The sequence below is a fragment of the Nocardioides sp. genome (genome assembly GCF_030149505.1).
GTDB lineage: Bacteria > Actinomycetota > Actinomycetes > Propionibacteriales > Nocardioidaceae > Nocardioides.
The window spans coordinates 1-21,404 of record NZ_JASBRN010000039.1; the positions used below are offsets into that span (position 1 = coordinate 1).

Sequence of the window (21,404 nt, forward strand, 5' to 3'; positions counted from 1 at the left end):
GCGGGCGAGGTGGGGTGCGGCGGCGGTGACCTTGCCGGCCACGAGGGTCTGGAAGCGGGTCCAGGGGATGCGGCCGTCGGCGGACTCGGCGACCTCGCCGTCGACCCAGGCTGCTTCGGCGGCACTCAGGTTGCGGGTGGCCTCGGCGACGTGGATGGCGTAGGTGTCGCGGACCTCGAGTGCCTGGACCCGTGACCACAGGTTCGGGAGTCGGAGCGTGAGGTCGAGTGCGGCGGAGATGTAGCGGCGTCCGGCGTGGGTGCCGCGGCCCATCCGGGCGCCGAACTCGGCGGCGGCGAACTCGGTGACCTCGGGGGTCCCCTCCCCGCCGTAGAGCTTGGCCTTCTCCCGCCCGGGCTTGCCCGACTCGGCGGGGTCGAGGCGCTCCGCGGGGTGCGCCACGGCCCATTCGTAGGCCAGCGCCAGCAGCTCGGCGCCCATCCGCTGCCAGGTGCTCGCGCACTCGCCGACCCGGTCCAACACCTGGGTCTCGGTCAGGCCGCCGACCTCAGGCGCCGTCGACTCCGGGGCGGGCTCGGAGGCTGGCGACATGTCGCCATCATAGTCGAACACCAGTTCGAAGACAAGGTCATCTTCGGCCCGCCCGAACCGCACTGTGGGCACGCGGTGATCTCGTTGGACTACCGGATCTGCCGCGCCGAGGCGCGCTCGTGCCGAGATCAGTGTGAGGCGGTCATCGCCCAGCCCGTCGCCAGCAGGCAGACGGAGGTTTTCCAGAGGACGGCGCCCGCCCGGCTGGCCAAGCGCTCGGCGAGGCGGTCCTGAGGACTGAGGGACGCCTCTTGACGAGCATCCGGCAATGCCGCGCGGCGCTCGGCGGCTCGCAGATCTCGTGCTCGTGCCTCTGTGGCGGCCCGTCGGGGATTCACCCGCCGTCGGTGAAGTCGACGACCGTGCCCGCCGCCCGCGCGTAGGCGATCTCCCGCGCCGTCGACGCGCCCACGTAGCCGCCGGGGTTCACGACGAGGACGCGGTCGGCCAGGTCGATCTTGCGCAGGTGCAGCTCGTCGAGGACGGCCTTCTGCTCCGGCGTCGGTGCGACGTCGGCCTCGCAGGGAGCGAGGACGATGACGCCGGCCAGGGTGAGGTCGCGCTCCGCCGCACGCATCTCCGCCATGAACCGCGCGGACCCGCAGAGGCAGACGATCTCCGGTCGGTCGGGCCCGCTCAGAGCAGCGCCCAGCCCTTCGACCGCTCGACCGCCTCGGTCCAGCGCCGGTGGGCCGCGTCAGCAGTGGCGCGGTCGGGCGAGGGGGTGAAGGAGCGGTCCAGCTGCCAGGTCTCGCGCAGCTCGTCGGTCGAGCCCCAGACGCCGACGCCGAGGCCGGCGAGGAAGGCCGCGCCGAGCGCAGTGGTCTCGGTCAGGCGCGGTCGCTCGACGGTGAGCCCGAGCTGGTCGGCCTGCAGCTGGCACAGCAGGTCGTTGGCGCAGGCACCGCCGTCGACGGCCAACGACGTCCGTGCCGGCATCGTCTCGAGGACGTCGCGGACCTCGAAGGTGATCGCCTCGAGCGTCGCGCGGACGAGGTGGGAGCGGGTGGTGCCGCGGGTGATGCCGAGGATGGTGCCTCGGGCGTCGGGGTCCCAGTGCGGGGCGCCGAGACCGGTGAGCGCAGGCACGAAGACCACGCCGTCCGTGGACGAGACGGTCGCCGCGATCGCCTCGGTCTCGGCGGCGGACCCCACGATCTGCAGGCCGTCGCGCAGCCACTGCACGGCCGCGCCGGTCACGAAGATGGCGCCCTCGAGGGCGTAGGTCAGCTCGCCGGAGGGAGAGCGCCAGGCGGCGGTGGTGAGCAGGCCCGCGTCCGAGCGCACCAGCTCCGAGCCGGTGTTGGTGAGGATGAAGGACCCGGTGCCGTAGGTGCACTTGGCGTCGCCCTCGTCGAAGCAGGTCTGCCCGAAGAGCGCCGACTGCTGGTCGCCGGCGATGCCCGCGATCGGGAGCTCGAGGTCGAGGAAGGACCTCGGGTCCGAGAGCGCGACCTCGCCCCAGGAGGGCACGAGGTCCGGCAAGGCGTCGCGGGGTACGCCGAAGATCCCGCACAGCTCCTCGGACCAGTCGCCGGCGGCGAGGTCGAAGAGCAGCGTGCGGCTGGCGTTGGAGACGTCGGTGACGTGGTGCAACCCGCGGGTCATCCGGGCGATGAGGTAGGAGTCGACCGTGCCGACGGCGTACCTGCCCTCCTCGACCAGGGCCCAGGTGCGCGGCTCCTCCTCGGCCAGCCAGCGCAGCTTGGTGCCGGAGAAATAGGGGTCCAGGCGAAGCCCGGTGAGCTCGCGGACCCGGCCCTCGTGGCCCTCGTCGCGAAGCCGGGTGCAGATGTCGGCGGTGCGCCGGTCCTGCCAGACGATCGCGCGACGTGGCGAGCCGAGCGTCTCGCGGTCCCAGAGCAGCACGGTCTCGCGCTGGTTGGTGATGCCGATCGCCCGCAGCTGCGAGACGTCGAACCGCTCCAGCGCCGCCCTCGTGGCCTCGAGCGTCGCCTGCCAGATCTCCTCCGGCGCGTGCTCGACCCAGCCCGGCCTGGGGAAGTGCTGGGCGAACTCCTGGTAGCCCTTGGCCACGATGTCGCCCTGCGGCGAGACGACGACCGCGGTGACCCCCGTCGTGCCGGCGTCGATCGCCAGGACGCTCACGACGCGGACCCGCCGTCCTCGCCCCGGGCGATGGCGAGCACCCGTCGGTCGATCCACGACAGGTCGTCGGCCACGCGCATCTCGTAGTTCTCGGTGCCGACCCAGGCGTGCAGGTCGCGGTGGCCGCCCGCACGGGCCATCGCCTCGAGCTCCTCGCGCAGCTCAGGCGTCACCGGCACCTTCTCCTCCTCGGTGGAGGCGGTGAGGTAGAGGTCGTTGAGGTCGAGCAGCCGCGCCAGCTCCTGCACCGGCGCGGCGTGGTCGTCGACGCGCAGGTCGCAGGCGATGTCGTCACCGCCGGCGTACCCCGCCCCCTCGCGCACCACCAGCAAAGCCGCCGACTGGCGGCCCCGGCTGTCGCCACCCGCCTCGTCGCCGGCCGCCAGCGCCGCGAGCAGCCGGTGGGCCAGGGGCATCGAGTCGTCGGTGGCCAGGAACGCCGCCTCCATGGCGAGCACGACGTCCTCGCCGGTGAGGATGTTGCCCTGGATCGCGTAGCCCTCGCCGGTCACGCCGCCGGCCCACTCCAGGCAGGCGCTGCCGGTGTGGGTGGCGGCCCCGCCCTCGACGTCGACGATGCCCACCTGCCGGTGGTCGCGGCCGGGGTCCTCCTCGAGCAGCCGTTGCAGGGCGATCGAGGCGTTCGCGCCCTCGTCGAGGTGCGCCAGCGCCAGGCCCTTGTAGGCGACGTTGGCGTCGGCCTGCGTGGCGATCGCCCCGACCTGCGCGACCGCAGCAGGTACGGCGCTGCCGACCGCCAGGAACTTCGACGCGACCGCCACCCCCCACTCGGCTTCCTCGGGGTCGGGGTGTCCGGACCTGGCCACGATCGAGAAGGTCATGCGCGGGACCCTAGGACATCCGGCCACCCGGGGTGGGGTGTGACCCGGGTCATGTGTCGCTAGGGTCGGTGCATGCGAGTGGGAGTCCTGACCGGAGGCGGGGACTGCCCCGGCCTCAACGCCGTCATCCGCGCCGTCGTCCGCAAGGGCGTGAGGCAGCACGGGTTCGAGTTCCTGGGGTACCGCGACGGCTGGAAGGGGCCGCTCGAGGGCCTCACGATGCCGCTGGGCATCGAGCAGTGCCGCGGCATCCTGCCGCGCGGCGGCACCATCCTGGGCTCCTCGCGCACGAACCCGTTCAAGCTCGAGGACGGCGTCCAGCAGATCACCGACAACCTCGCCCGCGACGGCGTGGACGCGCTCATCGCCATCGGCGGCGAGGACACCCTCGGCGTGGCCACCAAGCTCGCGGACCTCGGCGTCAAGGTCGTCGGCGTGCCGAAGACGATCGACAACGACCTCTCCGGCACCGACTTCACCTTCGGGTTCGACACCGCGGTCAACATCGCCACCGACGCCATCGACCGGCTGCACACGACCGCCGAGTCCCACCACCGCGTGCTCGTCGTCGAGGTGATGGGGCGACACGCCGGCTGGATCGCCCTGCACGCCGGCATCGCCGGCGGCGCCAGCGCCGTGCTCATCCCCGAGCAGCCGTTCGACATCGAGGCGGTGTGCCGTCACGTGGAGGCTCGCTTCGAGTCCGAGTACGCCCCGATCATCGTCGTCTCCGAGGGCGCGGTGCCCAGGGAGGGCGGGGACATGACCCTGGTCTCGGGCGAGAAGGACGACTTCGGCCACGTCCGCCTCGGCGGCATCGGAGACCGGCTCGCCTCGGAGATCGAGCACCGCACCGGCAAGGAGGCCCGCGCCGTCGTGCTCGGCCACGTCCAGCGCGGCGGCACGCCGACGGCCTTCGACCGCTGGCTCGCGACCCGCTTCGGCCTCCAGGCCGCCGACGCCGTCGCCGAGGGCGACTTCGGCACGATGATGGCGCTGCGCGGCACCCGGATCGAGCGGGTCCCGCTCGCCGAGGGCACCGGTGAGCTCAAGGTCGTCAGCCCCGAGGAGTACGCCGAGGCCGAGGTCTTCTTCGGCTGACCCGGCTGATCTGCGCTGAGCGCCCGCCGGTGCAGTGCTTCGCGACCGCTCCGTCCAGCGAGGCCGCTCCTCTCGTCAGGCTCGCTCGAGAACCGACGGCGGGAGCTCGATGTCGGGCACGAGTCCGACGAGGAGGTCGCGGACCCGTCCGTCGATGTCGGCGATGATGGTCCGCACGGTGGCCTCGTCCTGCCCGCCCGGGTCGGAGACCGGCCAATCGACGTATTTCACGCCGGGAACGTACGGGCACTCCTCGCCGCATCCGAGCGTGATGGCCATGGTGCTGGTCGCGATGGTCTCGTGGGTCAACAGCTTCGGCTGCTCACCGGACGTGTCGAGGCCGAGCTTCTCGAGCACGTCGGCGACCTCGGCGTGGATGTTCTCGCCGGGCTGGGTGCCGGCAGAGAGTGCGCGGACTCGGCCGCCCGCGTAGTGCTCCGTCAGGACGCGGCTGATGACGGAGCGGCCGCCGTTGCGGATGCAGGCGAACACCACCTGGGGCACGTCGGCCCCGTGCGTGGTGGGAGTGTCAGTGGTCATCGGCGCGCTCCTGGAGTCTCGTGGGTGGCGGCGGGGTCGGTGTCCCGGTCGGGGTAGAACTTGCGGGCCCAGAGGCTGACGTAGACGAGGCCCACGAGGACGGGGACCTCGATGAGGGGGCCGACCACGCCGGCGAGGGCTTGGCCGGAGGCGACTCCGAAGACACCGATGGCCACGGCGATGGCGAGCTCGAAGTTGTTGCCGGCAGCAGTGAAGGAGACGGCGGTCGCGCGTTGGTAGTCGAACCCCAGCGCCTTGGTCAGCAGCATCGAGCCACCCCACATGAGGGCGAAGTAGACCAGCAGCGGTACGGCGATGCGGACGACGTCCAGGGGCTGGTTGGTGATGGTGTCGCCTTGAAGCGCGAAGAGCAGGACGATGGTGAACAGCAGCCCGTAGAGCGCCCAGGGTCCGATGCGGGGCAAGAGGGTGGCCTCGTACCACTCGCGGCCCTTGGTGCGTTCCCCCAGCGTGCGGGTGAGGAACCCGGCGACGAGCGGGATGCCGAGGAAGACGAGCACGGACTTCGCGATGCTCCACATGGAGACGTCGAGGTCGGTCTGTTCGAGTCCAAGCCAGCCGGGCAGGACCTGCAGGTAGAAGTAGCCGAGGACGGCGAAGGCCAGGATCTGGAAGATCGAGTTGACGGCAACCAGGATCGCGGCTGCCTCCCGGTCGCCGCAGGCGAGGTCGTTCCAGATCAGCACCATCGCGATGCACCGGGCGAGTCCGACGATGATGAGCCCGGTGCGGTACTCGGGCAGGTCGGGCAGCAACAGCCAGGCCAGCGCGAACATCAGAGCCGGGCCGAGGACCCAGTTCAGGGCGATCGAGGTCGCGAGGAGCCGACGGTCGCTGGTGACGTGGCCGAGCTCGTCGTAGCGGACCTTTGCGAGGACCGGGTACATCATCACCAGCAGGCCGATGGCGATGGGCAGTGAGACCGAGCCGATCTCGACGGCGGCGAGGGCGTCGTCGAGACCGTCGACGAGCCGGCCCAGCAGCAGCCCGGCGACCATGGCCACCCCGATCCAGACCGGGAGGAACCGGTCCAAGGTCGAGAGTCGCTGGAGCACTGGCTCGTCGGCGCCGGCCGCAGCCGTCTCGCGGACGGCATCGCTCATGCCGAGGCTCCCGTCAGTTCGCGAGTGGTCGTGGTGCTGCCGGTGGCGAACAGGGCACCGAGAGCCGTCATGGCCTCAGGTCGAGCGATGTAGTAGACCCAGGTGCCGCGCTTCTCGCGGTTGAGCAGCCCCGCCTCGTGGAGGACCTTGAGGTGGTGGCTGATGGTCGGCTGGGACAGGTCGAAGTGCGGCAGCAGGTCACACACGCATGCTTCACCGCCCTCGTGGGACAGCACCAGCGAGAGCAGCCTGAGTCGGGCAGGGTCAGCGATTGCCTTGAGCATCGCGACCACGCCGGCCGCCTGCTCGGCGCTGATGGGCTCGCGGGCCAAGGGGACGCAGCACGCCAACCCGTCGGCCGTGGGCGGTGCGCAGTCACTCATCAAAGACTTCGACATACGTGAATGTTGACATATGTCGATACGATGCGCCACACAGGACGGTCGTCCAATTGCCACGCTCGCGTCCGAGCTGGTCCCCCAACCGCTGACCGTCGAGGTCGTCTGCGGTACCGATGTGGTCGTGGCCATGTGCCGTGGTGGCTCATGCCCGGTGTCGCCTTTGCGAGCTTGGGGGGCGGCGCCGGCGCGGGTGCGGGTGGGTCACCCGCAGGAGCCGCTTGCGGTGCCGGCGGCTCCGGTATTGGCGCCGAGGGTGATGAGTTGCGGCTCAGCAGCGGCGCCTCCGCAGCAGCTGTCGCCAATTGCTGCGCCCAGCTCGGCGAGCGCGTCGGGATCGTCGAACGCGCCGGCGCCGTTGCAGACCCCGGTGTCAGGCAGGACGAGGTCGACCCGGTCGGCGGCCTCCAGATCGCCGTCGAGAGCCGCGACGACCGAGCGGACCTGCTCGTAGCCGGTCATGGCCAGGAAGGACGGCGCACGGCCGTAGGACTTCATCCCGACCAGGAAGAGACCTTGCTCGGGCTGGGTGAGCTCGCGGTGCCCGTGCGGAGCCACGTCCCCGCAGCTGTGGTGGTCGGGGTGGATCTGGTCGGCGAGCACCCGTGCGGCCCCGAGGGCGGGGTCGAGGTCGAGGCGGACCTCGGAGAGGAAGCCGAAGTCTGGTCGAAAGCCGGTGACGACGATCACCTCGTCGACGTCGGACAGGCTCTGCCCGTCGAGCGAAGTGACACCGAGGCGGCCGTCCGCCTGGGCGGCCACCGCGGCGGTGCGGAACTGGGTGAGGGTGGTGACGATGCCGCTGGTGGCTGCGGCCTCGGCGTCCTGGCCTAGCTTGCCCCGCTGCTCGAGCTGGTCGTTGTCGCCGCCGCCGAAGGCGTCGCCCACAGATGGGCGGCGCAGCAGCCACGAGACCCGGGTGCCAGCCCCGGCGTCGGTGGCAGAGAGCGTGGCGAGGCCGACGAGGACGCCCTGGGCGGAGGCTCCCTTGCCGGCGACGGCGACGTGCTTGCCGGCGTACCGTGCGGCGATGCTCTGGTCGGCGAAGTCGGGGATGCCGTAGGTGATGCGGTCGGCGTTCTCGGTCTCGCCGAGGGCGGGGTAGCCGTCGGCGCCGAGCGGGTTCGGGCGCGTCCAGGTGCCGGAAGCGTCCACGACTGCGCTGGCCAGGAGCCGCTCACGCCCCTGGGACGTCTCGATGTGGACGGCGAACGGGTCGCTCTCGCGTCCGGAGTCGACCATCAGGTCCCGGCCGGCCCGACCGACCCCGACGACCCGCGAGTCGTAACGGACCTGTCCGCCGGTGGCGCCGGCCAGCAGGTCGGCGAGCGGCTGCAGATAACCGTCGCGCCACTCGCCCCCGGTCGGGTAAGCGGTGTCGTCGGGAGCCGTCCAGGTCTCGGACGCGTCCAGCAGGCGACGTGCGGCTGGGTCGAGGAGCTCGGACCACGAAGAGAACAGGCGAACGTGAGACCACTCGCCGACAGCTGCGGCCGCGCGAGGCCCGGCCTCGAGGACGACGAAGTCCATCCCGCGCTCGGCGGCGTTGGCGGCCGCGGCCAGCCCGATGGGGCCAGCGCCGATGATGACCCGCCGCGGCCAGGCCGACCGGGTCTCCGCGGGGCCGGCCCTCGCTGCCGCTGCTCGCCGCCGGTGAGAGACGCGAGGCAGCCGGGTTGAGCAGAGCCGACGCTGAGAGCTACGCCGAGTGGTTCGCTGTGCTGGCGGACCCCACGCGAGTGCGGTTGCTCCACACCGTCTCCACGTCACCGGCCGGCGCGATGCGCATCGGCGACCTCGCCGCAGCGCTCGGGGTGAGCCAGTCCACCTGTTCACACCACGTGGAGCTCCTCAGGAAGGTCGGCTTCGTGGTAGTCGACAAGGTCGGCACCGCGAGCATGGTCTCCGCCAACGCCGCCTGCTGCACCGGACTCCCGCACGCTGCTGACGTCATCATGGGCACGCTCGCACCGCCGCCCTGCTGCCCGGACGACCTCCCGGACGACGTCACCACACGCCCGGTGACCGACTCCGACATGCCGACCGTCCTGGCCATCTACGAGGAGGGTCTCGCGACCCGCAACGCCACGTTCGAGACCACCCTGCCCACCGCCCGGCAGCTGCGCGGCCGCTGGCTGCCCGACCTGGCCTGGGTCGCGGAGCTGGACGGCCGAGTCGTCGGATGGAGCGCCATCGCCCCGGCCTCGGCCCGTGACTGCTACGCCGGCGTCGGGGAGAGCTCGGTCTACGTCGCGGCCGCCGCACGGGGTCGGGGCGTCGGCAAGACGCTGCTGTACGCCCAGGTCATGGGGGCCGACCATGCCGGGCTGTGGACGTTGCAGACCTCGATGTTCCCCGAGAACCGCGCCAGCATCGCCCTGCACCAGTCCGCCGGGTACCGCACCCTCGCCGTGCGCACGCGCATCGCCAAGCTCGAGGGCGTCTGGCGCGACACGGTCCTGCTGGAGCGCCGCAGCGAGATCAACTGATCCAGCGGGTACGTCGTGCTGCTCGGGCGCCGGCGGGCGAGGAATCGCGACCATCCTGACCTCGGCCGACGGGGTGGTTTTCCGCCGCCGACTCGGGGACAGGATGCGCCGTTGGTCGGCGTCGCCGGCCGCGACCCGGGCCGCACGGTCCGGCCCGGATCCCAGGAGCACCCATGAGCAGCGACACCGCGACCTCGTCGGAGACCGGCAGCGGCGAGCTGCGCCGGGTCATCAGCCCCAAGCTCCTGCTGTTCTTCGTGATCGGCGACATCATCGGCGCCGGGGTCTTCGCCATCACCGGGGACGTGGCGGCCGAGGTCGGTGGAGTCGCCTGGCTGCCCTTCCTGATCGCCTTCGCCGTGGCCGGCCTGACCGCCCTGAGCTACCTCGAGCTGGTCACCCGCCACCCGCAGGCCGCCGGCGCGGCGCTCTTCGTGCACAAGGCCTTCGGCCTGCACTTCGTGACCTTCATCGTGGCCTTCGCGGTCGTCTGCTCGGGCATCACCAGCGCGTCGACGTCGTCGGGGCTGGTCGCCAGCAACCTGCTGCTCGGCGTGGACAACCTGGTCGGCGGGGTGCCGACCGGCGCCGGCGCCACCCTCGCCGTGGCCCTGGTCTTCATGCTGGTCCTGGCAGCGGTGAACCTGCGCGGAGTGGGCGAGAGCGTGAAGCTCAACGTCGTGCTGACCAGCGTGGTCATGGTGGCGCTGGCGATCATCATCCTCATCGGGGCCTGGGCGGCAGTGAGCGGCGACGGCGACCCCGGTCGGATCGTCGTCTTCGAGACCCCGGGGGAGAAGTCGGCGTTCATCGCCGTCACCATCGCCACGACCGTGGCCTTCTTCGCCATGGTCGGCTTCGAGGACTCGGTCAACATGGTCGAGGAGGTGCAGGAGCCCTCGCGGACGTTCCCGAGGATGCTCCTGACCGGCCTCGGGATCTGCGCCGGCATCTACGTCCTGGTCGCGCTGGCCGTCGTCGTGGTGATCCCGCCCGGAGACATCCTGGACCCCGTCAACCCCGACGCGGGCATCCTGCTCGACGTCGTCCGCGTGGGCGCCCCGGGCCTGCCGATCGACGACGTCTTCCCGTTCCTGACGATCTGCGCTGTCGGCAACACCGCGCTCATCAACATGCTCATGGCGAGTCGCCTGGTCTACGGCATGGCCAAGCAGGACGTGCTGCCCCGCTCGCTCGCGGCGGTGCTGCCCGGCCGTCGTACGCCGTGGGCCGCGATCGCCTTCACGACCGCGATGGCCCTGGGCCTGATCACCTTCGTGCGGCTCCGCTCGGAGAGCGACGTGGTCACGGCCCTGGCCGGGACCACCGGTCTCCTCCTGCTCGCCGTCTTCACCGTCGTCAACGTCGCCTGCCTGGTGCTGCGACGGCGCGACCGCCGGCCGGGCGAGGCCCCGGAGCGGGAGGTCTTCCGGGCGCCGGCGTGGACGCCGTGGCTGGGCGCGGTCTCGGCGGCCTTCCTGGTCGGCCCGTGGGCGCGGGCCGCCGAGGACCACATCCAGTACCGCATCGCCGGCGTCCTGCTCGCGATCGGCGTCGTCCTGTGGGGGCTCACCTGGCTGACCAACCGGGGCGTGCGCGCCAAGCGCACGGGCTTCCGCGACATCGACCACCTGGAGCAGTAGCCACTGCCGCGGGCTCCGGCGCCGGGTCCACGCCTGCTCGCCGACTCGGAGCAGGCGGGGGAGCGGACGTACCCTGGAGGAGTGAGCATCCCCAGCCTCGAGGAACTGCACGCGATCGGCGCCCTCCAGCAGCCGACGTACCCCGACCGCGGGGCCCTCGACGACGCCGTGGCCCGCCTGCGCACGATGCCGCCGCTGGTCTTCGCCGGCGAGTGCGACGACCTCACCGACAAGCTGGCCGCGGTCACCCGCGGCGAGGCGTTCCTGCTCCAGGGCGGCGACTGCGCCGAGACCTTCGCCGACGTCACCGCCGACAACGTGCGCAACAAGCTGCGCGTGCTGCTGCAGATGGCCGTCGTGCTCACGTACGCCGGCTCCGTGCCGGTCGTGAAGCTCGGCCGGCTCGCGGGGCAGTACGCCAAGCCCCGCTCCTCGGACCTGGAGACCCGCGTGGTCGACGGCCAGGAGGTCACGCTCCCGGCGTACCGCGGCGACGCCGTCAACGGCTTCGACTTCACCCCCGAGTCGCGCATCCCCGACCCGCAGCGGCTGCTGGACGTCTACAACGCCTCGGCCGCGACGCTGAACCTCGTGCGCGCCTTCGTCACCGGTGGGTACGCCGACCTGCGCCAGGTCCACACCTGGAACACCGACTTCGTGAAGAGCTCGCCCGCGGGCCAGCGCTACGAGCAGCTCGCCGGCGAGATCGACAAGGCGCTGTCGTTCATGAAGGCGATCGGGGCCGACCCCGAGGAGCTGCGCCGCGTCGACTTCCACAGCAGCCACGAGGCGCTGCTCATGGAGTACGAGCACGCGATGACGCGCATCGACTCGCGCACTGACAAGCCCTACAACGTCTCGGGCCACTTCGTGTGGATCGGCGAGCGCACCCGCCAGCTCGACGGCGCCCACGTGGAGTACTTCCGCCACATCTCCAACCCCATCGGGGTCAAGCTCGGGCCCACCGCGACCGCTGACGACGCGCTCGCGCTGGCTGCCCGCCTCAACCCCGAGAACACCCCCGGTCGCCTGACCTTCATCACCCGCTTCGGGGCCGACAAGGTCCGTGACGGCCTGCCCGGCCTGGTCGAGAAGGTCACCGCCGAGGGCGTGCAGGTCGCCTGGGTCTGCGACCCGATGCACGGCAACACCTTCACCTCCTCCACCGGCTACAAGACCCGCCGCTTCGACGACGTCGTCGGCGAGGTCCAGGGCTTCTTCGACGTCCACCACGCCCTGGGCACCTGGCCCGGCGGCATCCTGGTCGAGATGACCGGTGACGACGTCACCGAGTGCATCGGCGGCGGCGAGGAGCTCGACGAGCACGGCCTGGCGCACCGCTACGAGTCGGTCGTCGACCCGCGCCTCAACCGGGTCCAGTCGCTCGAGCTCGCCTTCCACGTCGCGGAGATGTTGCGCGCAGGCACGGCCTGACCGGTCGGTGGTCGCGGGCCGTTAGGTTGGCTCGGTGATCGACCTCCGCTCCGACACCCTGACGAAGCCGACCGAGGCGATGCGCGCCGCGATGGCGCGCGCCGAGGTCGGCGACGACGTGTACGGCGAGGACCCGACGGTCCGGGCGCTCGAGGAGCGGGTCGCAGGGCTGTTCGGCCACGAGGACGCGCTCTTCACCCCGACCGGCTCGCTGGCCAACGTGCTGGCGGTCGGCCTCCTGGTCGTCCCCGGGCAGGAGGTCCTCTGCGAAGCCTCGGCGCACATCGCCCGGGCCGAGCTGGGGGCGCACGGCGCGGTCAGCGGCGTCACGATGCGCACCTGGATCCACCCGACCGGCGGCTTCGACCTCGACGTCGTGCGCTCGCTCGTGGCACCCGACATGGGCCCCTTCTTCGTGCGGACCGCCGCCATCGCGGTGGAGAACACCCACAACTTCGCGGGCGGCGCCGTCGTCGGCATCGAGGACCTGCAGGCCCTGCGCGGGCTCGCCGACGAGGCCGGGGTCGCCGTCCACGTCGACGGTGCGCGGCTGTGGAACGCCCACGTGGCCACCGGCACCCCGCTGGCGGCCTACGGCGCGGTCGCCGACTCGCTGGCCGTCTGCCTGTCCAAGGGGCTCGGTGCCCCCGTCGGCTCTCTCGTGGTGGGCTCGGCGGAGGCGATGACCGAGGCGCGGGTGCGGCGCAAGCGGCTCGGTGGCGGGATGCGCCAGGTCGGCATCCTGGCCGCGGCCGGCCTGCACGCGCTGGACCAGCACGTCGAGCGGCTCGCCGACGACCACGACCGCGCCCGGCTGCTGGCCGAGGCCGTCGGCGTGGATCCCGCAGGCGTGCACACCAACATCGTGGTGCTCGACCACGACGACGCCCCCGGCTACGTCGCCCGCGCCCGCGAGGCGGGCGTCCTGGTCTCGGCGGTCGGGCCGCGCACGGTCCGCTTCGTCACGCACCTGGACGTGTCGCGTGCGGACGCCGAGAAGGCCGCGTCGGTGCTGGCCGGGCTCTAGGGGCCGCTGGTCGCTGGCGGCTCAGCCCTCGCGGGCCCGTTCCGAGGCGTCGACCCGACCGAGCGCGGCCGGCAGCCGGCGTACGGCGGAGGCGAGCTCGCGCAGCTCGCTGCCCAGCAGCGCCTGCGGGCCGTCGCACAGTGCCGACTCGGGGTCGGGGTGGACGTCGACGATGACCCCGTCGGCGCCGACGCCCATGGCCGCACGCGCCAGCGGCACGACGAGGTCCTTGCGGCCGGCGGCGTGCGAGGGGTCGACGATCACCGGGAGGTGGCTGGTCGCCTGCACCACGGGGATCGCGGAGATGTCGAGGGTGTTGCGGGTCGAGGGCTCGAAGGTGCGGATGCCGCGCTCGCACAGGACGACGTCGAGGTTGCCGCGGCGTGCGATGTACTCCGCAGCCATCAGCCACTCCTCGATGGTCGCGGTCATCCCGCGCTTGAGCAGCACCGGCTTGCCGGCGGCGCCGACCGCCTCGAGCAGCCCGAAGTTGGCCATGTTGCGGGTGCCGACCTGGAGCATGTCGGCGTGCTCGGCCACGACCGCCACGTCGCGGCTGTCCACGACCTCGGTCACCACCGGCAGCCCGGTCGCCTCCCGCACGTCGGCGAGGATCTCCAGGCCTCGCACCCCCAGGCCCTGGAAGGCGTACGGCGAGGTGCGCGGCTTGAACGCACCCCCGCGCAGCAGCGTGGCGCCCGCGGCCACGGCCATCTGGGCGGCGTCGAGCGTCTGGCTCGGGGTCTCCACGGCGCACGGGCCGGCGATGAGCGTGAACGTGTCGGGGCCGATCGGCACCTGGCGACCGGTGCCGACCCACACCGTGGACCGGTCGGGGTGGTGCTGGCGGCTGACCAGCTTGTAGGGGTCGGAGATGCGGTGCACGTCCGCGACGCCGCGCAGGGTGCGCAGGTTGAGGTGGTGGAAGGACTCGATGTCGCCGACCAGGCCGATGATCGTGCGAGTCACGCCCTTGCTGACGTTGGCCTCGCCGCCCACCGCCTCGACGCGGGCCACGACGGCCGCCACGTCCTCGTCGGTGGCGTCGGGGGACATCACGACGACCATGCGGCGCACGCTAGCGCCGCGGCGCGGCGAGCCGGTCAGACGACCAGGTGCTGGACCTCGCCCTCCACCTTGCGCCTAGGGGCGAGCTCGACGAGGAGCATCGCGGTCAGCACCATCGCACCGCCCAGCAGCATGCGTGTCGTGGCGGCCTCCCCGCCGAGCCACACGGCGAAGGAGGCCGCGAAGACCGGCTCCATCGACATGATGATGGCGCTGCGCGTGGGCGGCAGGTGCGCCTGCGCCCAGGTCTGGGCCAGCATCGCGGCAGCGCCGGCCACCAGCGCCATGTAGACCACCGAGGCCCAGTCGGCGCCGGTCGCGGGCAGCACCACGCCGTCGGGCAGGGTCGCGATCGAGCACAGCACCGCGATCACGCCGATCTGCACGATCGACATCCCGAGCGCCTGCCGCGGGTCCGACCAGGCGCCCAGGCCCACGATGTGCAGCGCGTAGAGACCGGCCGCCACCAGGGTGATCGCCTCGCCGTAGCCGACCGAGAAGCCCTGCAGGGTCAGCACGCCCAGGCCCAGGGCCGCGAGCGCCACGGCCGCCCACGTCAGGAGGCCGATCCGGGTGCGGAGCAGCACCGCGGCCAGGAGCGGGGTGAGGACGACGTACATCCCGGTGACGAAGCCGGAGACACTGGCGGGCGTGTGGGCCAGGCCGGCGGTCTGGAGGACCTGGGCGACGCCGTAGACCCCGCCGAGCACCGCGGCGTGCTTGCGCGACTCCGGGCTGAGCCGCCGCACGGCCTGCGGTGCGACGAGCAGCATCGCCGCGGTGGCGATGAGGAACCGGACGGCCAGGAAGTCCAGCGTCGGCACCCGGTCGAGCAGGTCGCGGATGAGGAAGAACGTCGAGCCCCAGGAGGCGGTCATCGCGAGCAGCGCCAGGGTCGCGAGCAGGGAGGTGCGGCGCGACGTCATGACCGCTGGTCCCTGATGGTCCTGAGCACCTCCAGGTCGCCGCCCTCGTCGCGGGAGCCGGGCGTCTCGAGCACGAACGGCACGCCAGTGAGGGCGGGGTGGTCGAACAGCTCGCCGAAGGCGTCGGCGCCGATGTGGCCCTGCCCGATCCGCTCGTGCCGGTCCTTCATCGACCCGCGCACGTCCTGGGAGTCGTTGGCGTGCACCAGCCGCAGCCGGCCCGGCCCGCCGATCTCCACGACCCGGTCGACGGTGGCGGTGGCGCCGCCCGGCTCGTCGAGCGGGGCGCCGGCGGCGAAGACGTGGCAGGTGTCCAGGCAGATGCCCGCGCGCGGGTGGTGGTCCAGGGCGTCGAGGTAGCCCGCGAGGTCCTCGACCCCGGCGCAGAGCGAGCGGCCCTGGCCGGCCGTGGGCTCCAGCAGCAGCCATGGTCCTCCGTCGGACGGGTCGTCGCCGAGCAGCTCCAGCAGCGGCAGCAGGCCCTCGCGGACCTGCCGCATCGCGGCCTCGTGCCGCTCGCGCCCGTCACCGGGGGTGGGGTCGACGTAGGACCCGGTGTGGACCACCACGCCCTCGGCGCCGATCTCCGCGGCCCGGCGCAGGTTGTGCGCGACCACGGCCACGCTGTTGTCGTAGGTGCTCGGTGTGGGTGAGCCCAGGTTCACCAGGTACGGCGCGTGGATGAAGGTCCGGATCCCACGCTCAGCCGCCGCGGCCCGGAACGCCTCGTCCTCGGCCGGCTTGCCCGCGCTGAGGGCCCACCCGCGCGGGTTGCCCACGAAGACCTGCAGCGTCTCGCAGCCGAGCCGCTCGGCGTCGGCCAGCGCGCCGGCGACCAGGCCCTTCCCGACGAGCAGGTGGGTCCCGATCGGGTTGCGGGGGGCGGGGTCGAAGGGCATGGGCGCATCTTCGCCGTCGTACGTCGGCGGGGCGGCACCGGGGCCGTCCTCGGGTGCCGGGAAGTGAGCGCCCTCAGATGATCGACAGCGTGATGGTGCTGCCGCGGGGCACTGACTGGCCGCCGCCGGGGTCCTGGCTGAAGACGAAGCCGAGGCCGAGGTAGCCGCTGGCGTTGACGGTCTGCACGACGAAGCCGAGCGCCTCGAGCTCCTGGCGGGCCGACTCCACGCCCTGGGCGCGCACGTTGGGCACCTCGACCAGCTCCGGGCCGAGGGAGACCACGAGCGTGACCGTGTCGCCGCGGAAGAGGGTGCCCGACTGCGGGGTCTGGGCGATGACCGCGCCCTCGGGGACGGTGTCGTCGAACTGCTCCTGGGCGCGGTCCACGACCAGGCCCTTGCGCTCCAGGACGGCTTGCGCGCGGTCGGCGTCCTCGCCGACCCAGTCGCCGACGTTGATCGGCTTGCGTCCCTTGCTGACCACGAGGTCGACGGCGCTGCCCGGGCGCAGCTGGCGCCCCTCGCCCGGGTCGTGGCGGATGACCCGTCCGCTCTCGACGGTCTCGGAGAACTTCTCCTTCACCCGGCCCACCTCGAGGGACACCTGTTCCAGCGCGTCGCGTGCCTCGCCCTCGGTGAGCCCCTCGAGCGCGGGCACGGGGTACTTCTCCACGCCCAGCGACAGCACCAGGGTGACGGTCTCGCCGGGCAGCACCCGGTCGCCGGGGCCGGGCGAGCTGCTGACCACGTCGCCGCGGTCCACGGACTCGCTGTAGACACCGTCGGCCAGGTCGACCTCGAAGCCGGCCTCCTCGAGCTCGGCGACCGCCGAGGTCTCGGTCTGGCCGAGGACGGTCGGCACGGTGGTGTAGCGGGCCCAGCCGAACCACCAGGCACCGAGCCCGACGCCGGCGGCCAGCAGGAGGGCGAGCAGCAGGGCGACCGGGCCGCGCCAGCGGCGCCGGCGGGCGGGGTGAGCAGCGGATCCGCCCGGGTGAGGGCTCGTGGGGCGTGCGGCGTCCGGCCGGGCCGGCGCTGCGACGCTCCTGCCGCCCGGTGCGACGACCGTGGTCGCCTCGGTGTCGCCCGCCGAGCCGGGCAGGACGCCCAGGGCGGCCAGGTCGGCCAGCTCCTCGGGCTCCCAGACCTCGGGGGAGGTGTCGCCGAGCCGGTGCTGGTCGGCCGCGGGCGGCTCGTCGGTGTCGACCCCCGCGGCGGCGACGGCGGCCAGCAGCGGGGTGAGGTCCTGGGTGAGCTCGACGTCCTCGCTCACGCCGGCGGCCAACGCGTTCGAGACCCGGTGCACGTGGCGGAGCAGCACGCCGGCGTCGGCGGGTCGCTGGGTGCGGTCACGGGCCGTGGCGCGGGCCACCAGCGCGTCGACGTACGCCGGGATGCCGGGGACCCGCAGCGACGGCGCCGGGACGTCCTCGTGCACGTGCTTGTAGGCGACCTGGATCGGGGTGTCGCCCTCGTGCGGCTTGGAGCCGGTCAGCAGCTCGTAGAGCACCACGCCCACGGCGTAGACGTCGGCGCGCGCGTCGCTGGTGCCCTCGGAGACCAGTTCGGGCGCGAGGTAGGAGACCGTGCCGATGAGCACCCCACCCGTGGCCGTGTGCTGGGTGTCGGTGCCGATGGCCTTGGCCAGGCCGAAGTCGGCGACCTTGACGCGTCCGTCGTCGGCGATCAGCACGTTCTCCGGCTTGACGTCGCGGTGGATGATCCCGGCCCGGTGCGCGGCGGCCAGGGCGGAGACGACCGGCTCGAGCAGCGCCAGCGCCCGGGCCGGCGGCATCGGGGCCTCCTTGGTGACGGTGTCACGCAGCGTGTGGCCGGTGACCAGCTCCATCGCCAGGAAGAGCGTGCCGTCGTCGTCGCCCTGGTCGTAGACGGCGACGATGTTGGGGTGGCTCAGCCGTGCGGCCGCCCGGGCCTCGCGCACGAAGCGGGCGGCGAAGTCGCCGTCGTCCCCGAGCCCGGGGTGCATGATCTTCACCGCGACAGTGCGGTGCAGGCGCTGGTCGACGGCCTCGTGCACCGAGGCCATCCCGCCCCGGGCGACGCGCGGGCCGACGAGGTAGCGCCCGTCGAGGAGCTGGCCCTGCGGCTCCCGGTCTGTCACAGCGAGCCTCCTGCGTTCCGGAGGGCTCATCCTACGTTCGGGCGGGCCCGCGGCCCGGCTGCCCCCCGGGCCCGGGCGTGGCGGGTGGCTGCCTCCGTGCCCGGCTCCGTGCGTGCCTGCGTGCCTGCCTCTGGGTGGTGGGCGACTGCGGGTGGGGTGCCAGACTGGAGCCATGAGTGAGACCCGTCTGGCCGACCACGACCTCTCCGCCCTCGTGGACGAGTGGTTGGAGTGGGCCGAGGTCGCCGAGCGGCTCGGGGTCAGCGTGGGCAAGGTCCGCACGATGATCCGCGAGCACCAGCTCGCCGCCGCCGTCCCGTGGGAGCGCGCGGGGCAGCGGGTGCCCGCCCTCTTCCTCGACGGCGCCCAGCCGGTCAAGGGGCTGCCCGGCCTGCTGACCCTGCTCCACGACTCCGGCTTCGACGACCGGGAGTGCATCGCCTGGATCTTCCTCGACGCCGACCTGCCCGGACGTCCGATCGACGCGCTGCACGAGAACCGCGGCTCGGAGGTCAAGCGCCGGGCCCAGGCCCTGGCCTTCTAGGACGGCCACGGTGGTCTACCGCCTCTCCCCGGAGAACGTCCGGCCGCCGCGCGGTGGACCCTCCGGAGCGCTCGCGATGTTCCTCGTGTTGGCCTTCGCGGTCGGCATCTGGGCGTTCGCCGGTGGGGACCCGGGCTCGCGCACCGGTGGCTCGCCCGGCGACGGGGAGACGACGATGACCGAGATGCCGCCCACCCAGGACCCCGAGAGCGGACTGCCGTACGTCGCTCCCGCGCTGCTGCCCGAGGCGGCGCTGGACGTCGTGGTCGCCCTCGACGACACCGACCCGCCCGAGGGCTCGCCCTTCGACGACCCGGCCGGCCTGCTGCCCCCGCAGCCGGGCGCCTACTACACGCTCTACCCCGTGCCTCCCGCCACGGTCGCGGAGCCCGGGCCGGACCGGCTGGTCGTCGGCGGCGCCGGGGAGATCTACTGGAGCCGGGACGGCGGCGCGACCTTCGCGCGCGTCGGACCCTGATCTGCTCCGCGCACCTCTGGCCTAGACGGAGCGCTGCGTGGCCGCCTCGGCGAGGTCGCGCAGGGCCTGGACGCCCTCGGGGCGCAGGTCGGCGCCGTCGAGCACGGCCAGGGCGCGGTCGGTGAGGGCGGCGATGACCTCCTCGACCTGCTCACGGGCACCACAGCGCTCGATGATGCCGCGCAGGTCGTCGACCTCGGCCGGTGAGAGCGGGCGACCCAGGGCGGCGTCGAGCCGTGCGGCCTCGTCGTCGGGCGCGGCGTCGAGGGCGAGCGCGACCAGGACGGTGCGCTTGCCCTCCACGAGGTCGTCGCCCGCCGGCTTCCCGGTCACCGCGGGATCGCCGAAGACACCGAGCAGGTCGTCGCGCAGCTGGAAGGCCTCGCCGAGCGGCAGGCCGAAGGCACGCAGGGCCGCGGTCGTGGCAGGGTCGGCCCCGGCCAGCGCCGCTCCGGTGTGCAGCGGCCGCTCGATGGAGTACTTCGCGGACTTGTAGCGCAGCACGGTCATCGCCGCGTCGACGTCGGCGCGGCCGCGGGCCTGCACGGAGACGTCGAGGAACTGCCCTGCGATCACCTCGGTGCGCGTGTGGTCCAGCACGTCGAGGGCCGAGAGCACCCGCTCGGCAGGCAGACCGCAGGTGCGCAGCAGCTCGTCGGCCCAGGCCAGGAGCAGGTCGCCCAGCAGGATGGCCGCGGCGGCGCCGTACTGCTCCGGGTCGCCGCGCCAGCCGCGCCCGGCGTCCTCGGTGCGGTGCTCGGCCTCGAACGCCCGGTGGGTCGCGGGCCGGCCGCGGCGGGTGTCGGAGGCGTCCATCAGGTCGTCGTGCACCAGGGCGCTGGCGTGCAGCAGCTCCAGGCTCGCGCACGCCCGGGCGAGGGCGTCCTCGTCCTCGACCCGCGCGGGGGACACGGCCTGGTGGCCCCACCAGCAGAACGCGGCGCGCAGCCGCTTGCCGCCCGACACGCTGGCGCGGGCCTCGGCCAGCAGCCGCGCGGCGTCGGGCCCCAGGGGCTCCAGCCGCTCGGCCTGGGTGTCGAGGAAGTCGTCCAGCGCCCGCTGCACGCGGGTCCGGAAGGGCGTCGCGTCCCAGGTCACGTCCGCACCCTAGTCGGCGCGCCCGAGCGCGAGCCGGTGGGTGGACGGGGCGGGTCTCGTGGGATCGTCCCGCGTACGCTCGACGTCATGAGCATCGGGCGTGGACGCTCCCTGCGGGAGGTCGTGGAGGCGGGGGAGAAGTCCTTCTCCTTCGAGTTCTTCCCGCCCAAGGACGAGGCCGGCGAGGCCCAGCTGTGGGACGCCGTGCGTGCCCTGGAGCCCTACCGCCCGACCTTCGTGTCGGTCACCTACGGCGCCGGTGGCTCCAGCCGCGGCACGACCGTGCGGGTCACGCGCCGGATCGCGCAGGAGACCTCGATGCTGCCGATGGCGCACCTCACGTGCGTCGGCCACACCCGTGCCGAGCTGGAGTCGGTGCTCGACGAGTACGCCGCCGCCGGGGTGCACCACGTGATGGCGCTGCGCGGGGACCCCGAGGGCGGTCCGCGTGCCGACTGGACCCCCACCGAGGGCGGGCTCACCTACGCCACCGAGCTGGTCGAGCTGGTGGCGGCGCGGGGCGAGTTCCGGATCGGCGTCGCCGCCTTCCCCGAGCGCCACCCCTCCTCCCCGTCGCTGGACCACGACGCCGACGTGCTCGCGGCCAAGGCGCGCGCGGGTGCGGAGTTCGCGGTCACCCAGATGTTCTTCCGCGCCGAGGACTACGTCTCCCTGGTGGAGCGGGTCCGGGCGCGCGGCGTCGACCTGCCGATCCTCCCGGGCATCATGCCGATCCTGAACCTCGCCGCGATCCGCCGGCAGGGCGAGCTGATCGGCACCGACGTGCCCGAGGAGGTCGTCTCGCGGATCGCCGCCCACGAGGGCGACGCCGTCTCGATGCGCGCCGAGGGCATCGCGCTGGCCGCCGAGCTGTGCCAGGAGCTGCTCGACGCCGGGGCGCCGGGGCTGCACTTCTACACGCTCAACCGCTCCAAGGCGACGCTGGAGATCTTCGAGAAGCTCGACGTCAGGCCCTGATCCGCGGGGCGCCGTCGGGTGCTCTCGGTCGG

Annotated in this window: 20 protein-coding genes and 1 pseudogene; 8 read left to right on the forward strand and 13 right to left on the reverse strand. The window is 73.0% G+C overall.

Annotated features, from left to right (window positions below; all coding sequences use genetic code 11):
* From Q1V71_RS07200 to Q1V71_RS07215, 4 genes and pseudogenes are all read right to left on the reverse strand, one after another.
* Positions 1-552: pseudogene (locus tag Q1V71_RS07200) on the reverse strand (hypothetical protein); the annotation flags it as partial.
* 334 nt (positions 553-886) lie between these two features.
* Positions 887-1,138 carry a hypothetical protein gene (locus Q1V71_RS07205; protein WP_300642307.1) on the reverse strand — a complete coding sequence of 84 codons (252 nt, stop codon included), beginning with the start codon at positions 1,136-1,138 and terminating at the stop codon, positions 887-889.
* 50 nt (positions 1,139-1,188) lie between these two features.
* Positions 1,189-2,661 carry a glycerol kinase GlpK gene (glpK, locus tag Q1V71_RS07210; protein WP_300642310.1) on the reverse strand — a complete coding sequence of 491 codons (1,473 nt, stop codon included), beginning with the start codon at positions 2,659-2,661 and terminating at the stop codon, positions 1,189-1,191.
* Positions 2,658-3,503: a DUF1028 domain-containing protein gene (locus tag Q1V71_RS07215; RefSeq protein ID WP_300642313.1), complete on the reverse strand. Its 846-nt coding sequence runs from the start codon at positions 3,501-3,503 to the stop codon at positions 2,658-2,660. Before Q1V71_RS07215 ends, glpK begins: the two co-directional genes overlap by 4 nt.
* A 72-nt stretch (positions 3,504-3,575) precedes the next feature.
* On the opposite strand from Q1V71_RS07215, the gene Q1V71_RS07220 reads away from it, so the two are divergent.
* Positions 3,576-4,604 carry a 6-phosphofructokinase gene (locus tag Q1V71_RS07220; protein ID WP_300642315.1) on the forward strand — a complete coding sequence of 343 codons (1,029 nt, stop codon included), beginning with the start codon at positions 3,576-3,578 and terminating at the stop codon, positions 4,602-4,604.
* 75 nt (positions 4,605-4,679) lie between these two features.
* On the opposite strand, the gene Q1V71_RS07225 is transcribed toward Q1V71_RS07220, so the two are convergent.
* The 4 genes from Q1V71_RS07225 to Q1V71_RS07240 all read right to left on the reverse strand — a co-directional run bounded on the left by Q1V71_RS07225 (position 4,680) and on the right by Q1V71_RS07240 (position 8,253).
* On the reverse strand, positions 4,680-5,144 hold the full coding sequence (locus Q1V71_RS07225; protein WP_300642318.1) for a heat-shock protein HtpX: 465 nt from the start codon (positions 5,142-5,144) through the stop codon (positions 4,680-4,682).
* Positions 5,141-6,268: an ACR3 family arsenite efflux transporter gene (gene arsB, locus Q1V71_RS07230; protein ID WP_300642321.1), complete on the reverse strand. Its 1,128-nt coding sequence runs from the start codon at positions 6,266-6,268 to the stop codon at positions 5,141-5,143. The genes Q1V71_RS07225 and arsB overlap by 4 nt, the downstream gene beginning before the upstream one ends.
* Positions 6,265-6,651, reverse strand: coding sequence for a metalloregulator ArsR/SmtB family transcription factor (locus Q1V71_RS07235; RefSeq protein WP_300642324.1), 387 nt, complete (start codon positions 6,649-6,651; stop codon positions 6,265-6,267). The genes arsB and Q1V71_RS07235 overlap by 4 nt, the downstream gene beginning before the upstream one ends.
* Before the next feature lie 219 nt (positions 6,652-6,870).
* On the reverse strand, positions 6,871-8,253 hold the full coding sequence (locus Q1V71_RS07240; RefSeq protein WP_300642432.1) for an NAD(P)-binding protein: 1,383 nt from the start codon (positions 8,251-8,253) through the stop codon (positions 6,871-6,873).
* A gap of 89 nt (positions 8,254-8,342) precedes the next feature.
* Here Q1V71_RS07240 and Q1V71_RS07245 point away from each other — a divergent pair, with 89 nt between their 5' ends.
* The 4 genes from Q1V71_RS07245 to Q1V71_RS07260 all read left to right on the forward strand — a co-directional run bounded on the left by Q1V71_RS07245 (position 8,343) and on the right by Q1V71_RS07260 (position 13,259).
* Entirely contained in the window at positions 8,343-9,155 is an 813-nt protein-coding gene (locus Q1V71_RS07245) for a metalloregulator ArsR/SmtB family transcription factor (protein WP_300642326.1), read from the forward strand.
* A 173-nt stretch (positions 9,156-9,328) separates the two neighbouring features.
* Positions 9,329-10,798 carry an APC family permease gene (locus Q1V71_RS07250; protein ID WP_300642329.1) on the forward strand — a complete coding sequence of 490 codons (1,470 nt, stop codon included), beginning with the start codon at positions 9,329-9,331 and terminating at the stop codon, positions 10,796-10,798.
* A gap of 81 nt (positions 10,799-10,879) precedes the next feature.
* Positions 10,880-12,232 carry a class II 3-deoxy-7-phosphoheptulonate synthase gene (locus Q1V71_RS07255; RefSeq protein ID WP_300642332.1) on the forward strand — a complete coding sequence of 451 codons (1,353 nt, stop codon included), beginning with the start codon at positions 10,880-10,882 and terminating at the stop codon, positions 12,230-12,232.
* A gap of 34 nt (positions 12,233-12,266) precedes the next feature.
* Complete coding sequence (locus Q1V71_RS07260) at positions 12,267-13,259, forward strand: low specificity L-threonine aldolase (protein ID WP_300642335.1); 993 nt, start codon at positions 12,267-12,269, stop codon at positions 13,257-13,259.
* A gap of 21 nt (positions 13,260-13,280) precedes the next feature.
* Here the strand turns inward: Q1V71_RS07260 and aroF are convergent, their stop codons facing one another.
* From aroF to pknB, 4 genes are all read right to left on the reverse strand, one after another.
* A complete protein-coding gene (aroF, locus tag Q1V71_RS07265; RefSeq protein WP_300642338.1) occupies positions 13,281-14,327 on the reverse strand; it encodes a 3-deoxy-7-phosphoheptulonate synthase in 1,047 nt (348 codons plus the stop codon).
* A 35-nt stretch (positions 14,328-14,362) separates the two neighbouring features.
* Positions 14,363-15,253, reverse strand: coding sequence for a DMT family transporter (locus Q1V71_RS07270; protein WP_300642341.1), 891 nt, complete (start codon positions 15,251-15,253; stop codon positions 14,363-14,365).
* On the reverse strand, positions 15,250-16,152 hold the full coding sequence (locus Q1V71_RS07275) for a deoxyribonuclease IV (RefSeq protein ID WP_300642344.1): 903 nt from the start codon (positions 16,150-16,152) through the stop codon (positions 15,250-15,252). The genes Q1V71_RS07270 and Q1V71_RS07275 overlap by 4 nt, the downstream gene beginning before the upstream one ends.
* Positions 16,153-16,225: 73 nt before the next feature.
* Complete coding sequence (gene pknB / locus Q1V71_RS07280; RefSeq protein ID WP_300642347.1) at positions 16,226-18,274, reverse strand: Stk1 family PASTA domain-containing Ser/Thr kinase; 2,049 nt, start codon at positions 18,272-18,274, stop codon at positions 16,226-16,228.
* Between the two features lie 172 nt (positions 18,275-18,446).
* Here pknB and Q1V71_RS07285 point away from each other — a divergent pair, with 172 nt between their 5' ends.
* A complete protein-coding gene (locus Q1V71_RS07285; protein ID WP_300642351.1) occupies positions 18,447-18,818 on the forward strand; it encodes an Rv2175c family DNA-binding protein in 372 nt (123 codons plus the stop codon).
* A gap of 10 nt (positions 18,819-18,828) precedes the next feature.
* Positions 18,829-19,296, forward strand: a complete 468-nt coding sequence (locus Q1V71_RS07290; RefSeq protein ID WP_300642354.1) for a ribonuclease domain-containing protein — start codon at positions 18,829-18,831, stop codon at positions 19,294-19,296.
* A gap of 21 nt (positions 19,297-19,317) precedes the next feature.
* Here Q1V71_RS07290 and Q1V71_RS07295 read toward each other — a convergent pair whose 3' ends face one another.
* The gene (locus tag Q1V71_RS07295) at positions 19,318-20,394 is read right to left on the reverse strand and encodes a polyprenyl synthetase family protein (protein WP_300642356.1); all 1,077 of its coding nucleotides are present in this window, start codon (positions 20,392-20,394) and stop codon (positions 19,318-19,320) included.
* Positions 20,395-20,481: 87 nt separating this feature from the next.
* Here Q1V71_RS07295 and metF point away from each other — a divergent pair, with 87 nt between their 5' ends.
* Complete coding sequence (metF, locus tag Q1V71_RS07300) at positions 20,482-21,372, forward strand: methylenetetrahydrofolate reductase [NAD(P)H] (protein ID WP_300642359.1); 891 nt, start codon at positions 20,482-20,484, stop codon at positions 21,370-21,372.
* The last annotated feature ends 32 nt before the right edge of the window (positions 21,373-21,404 follow it).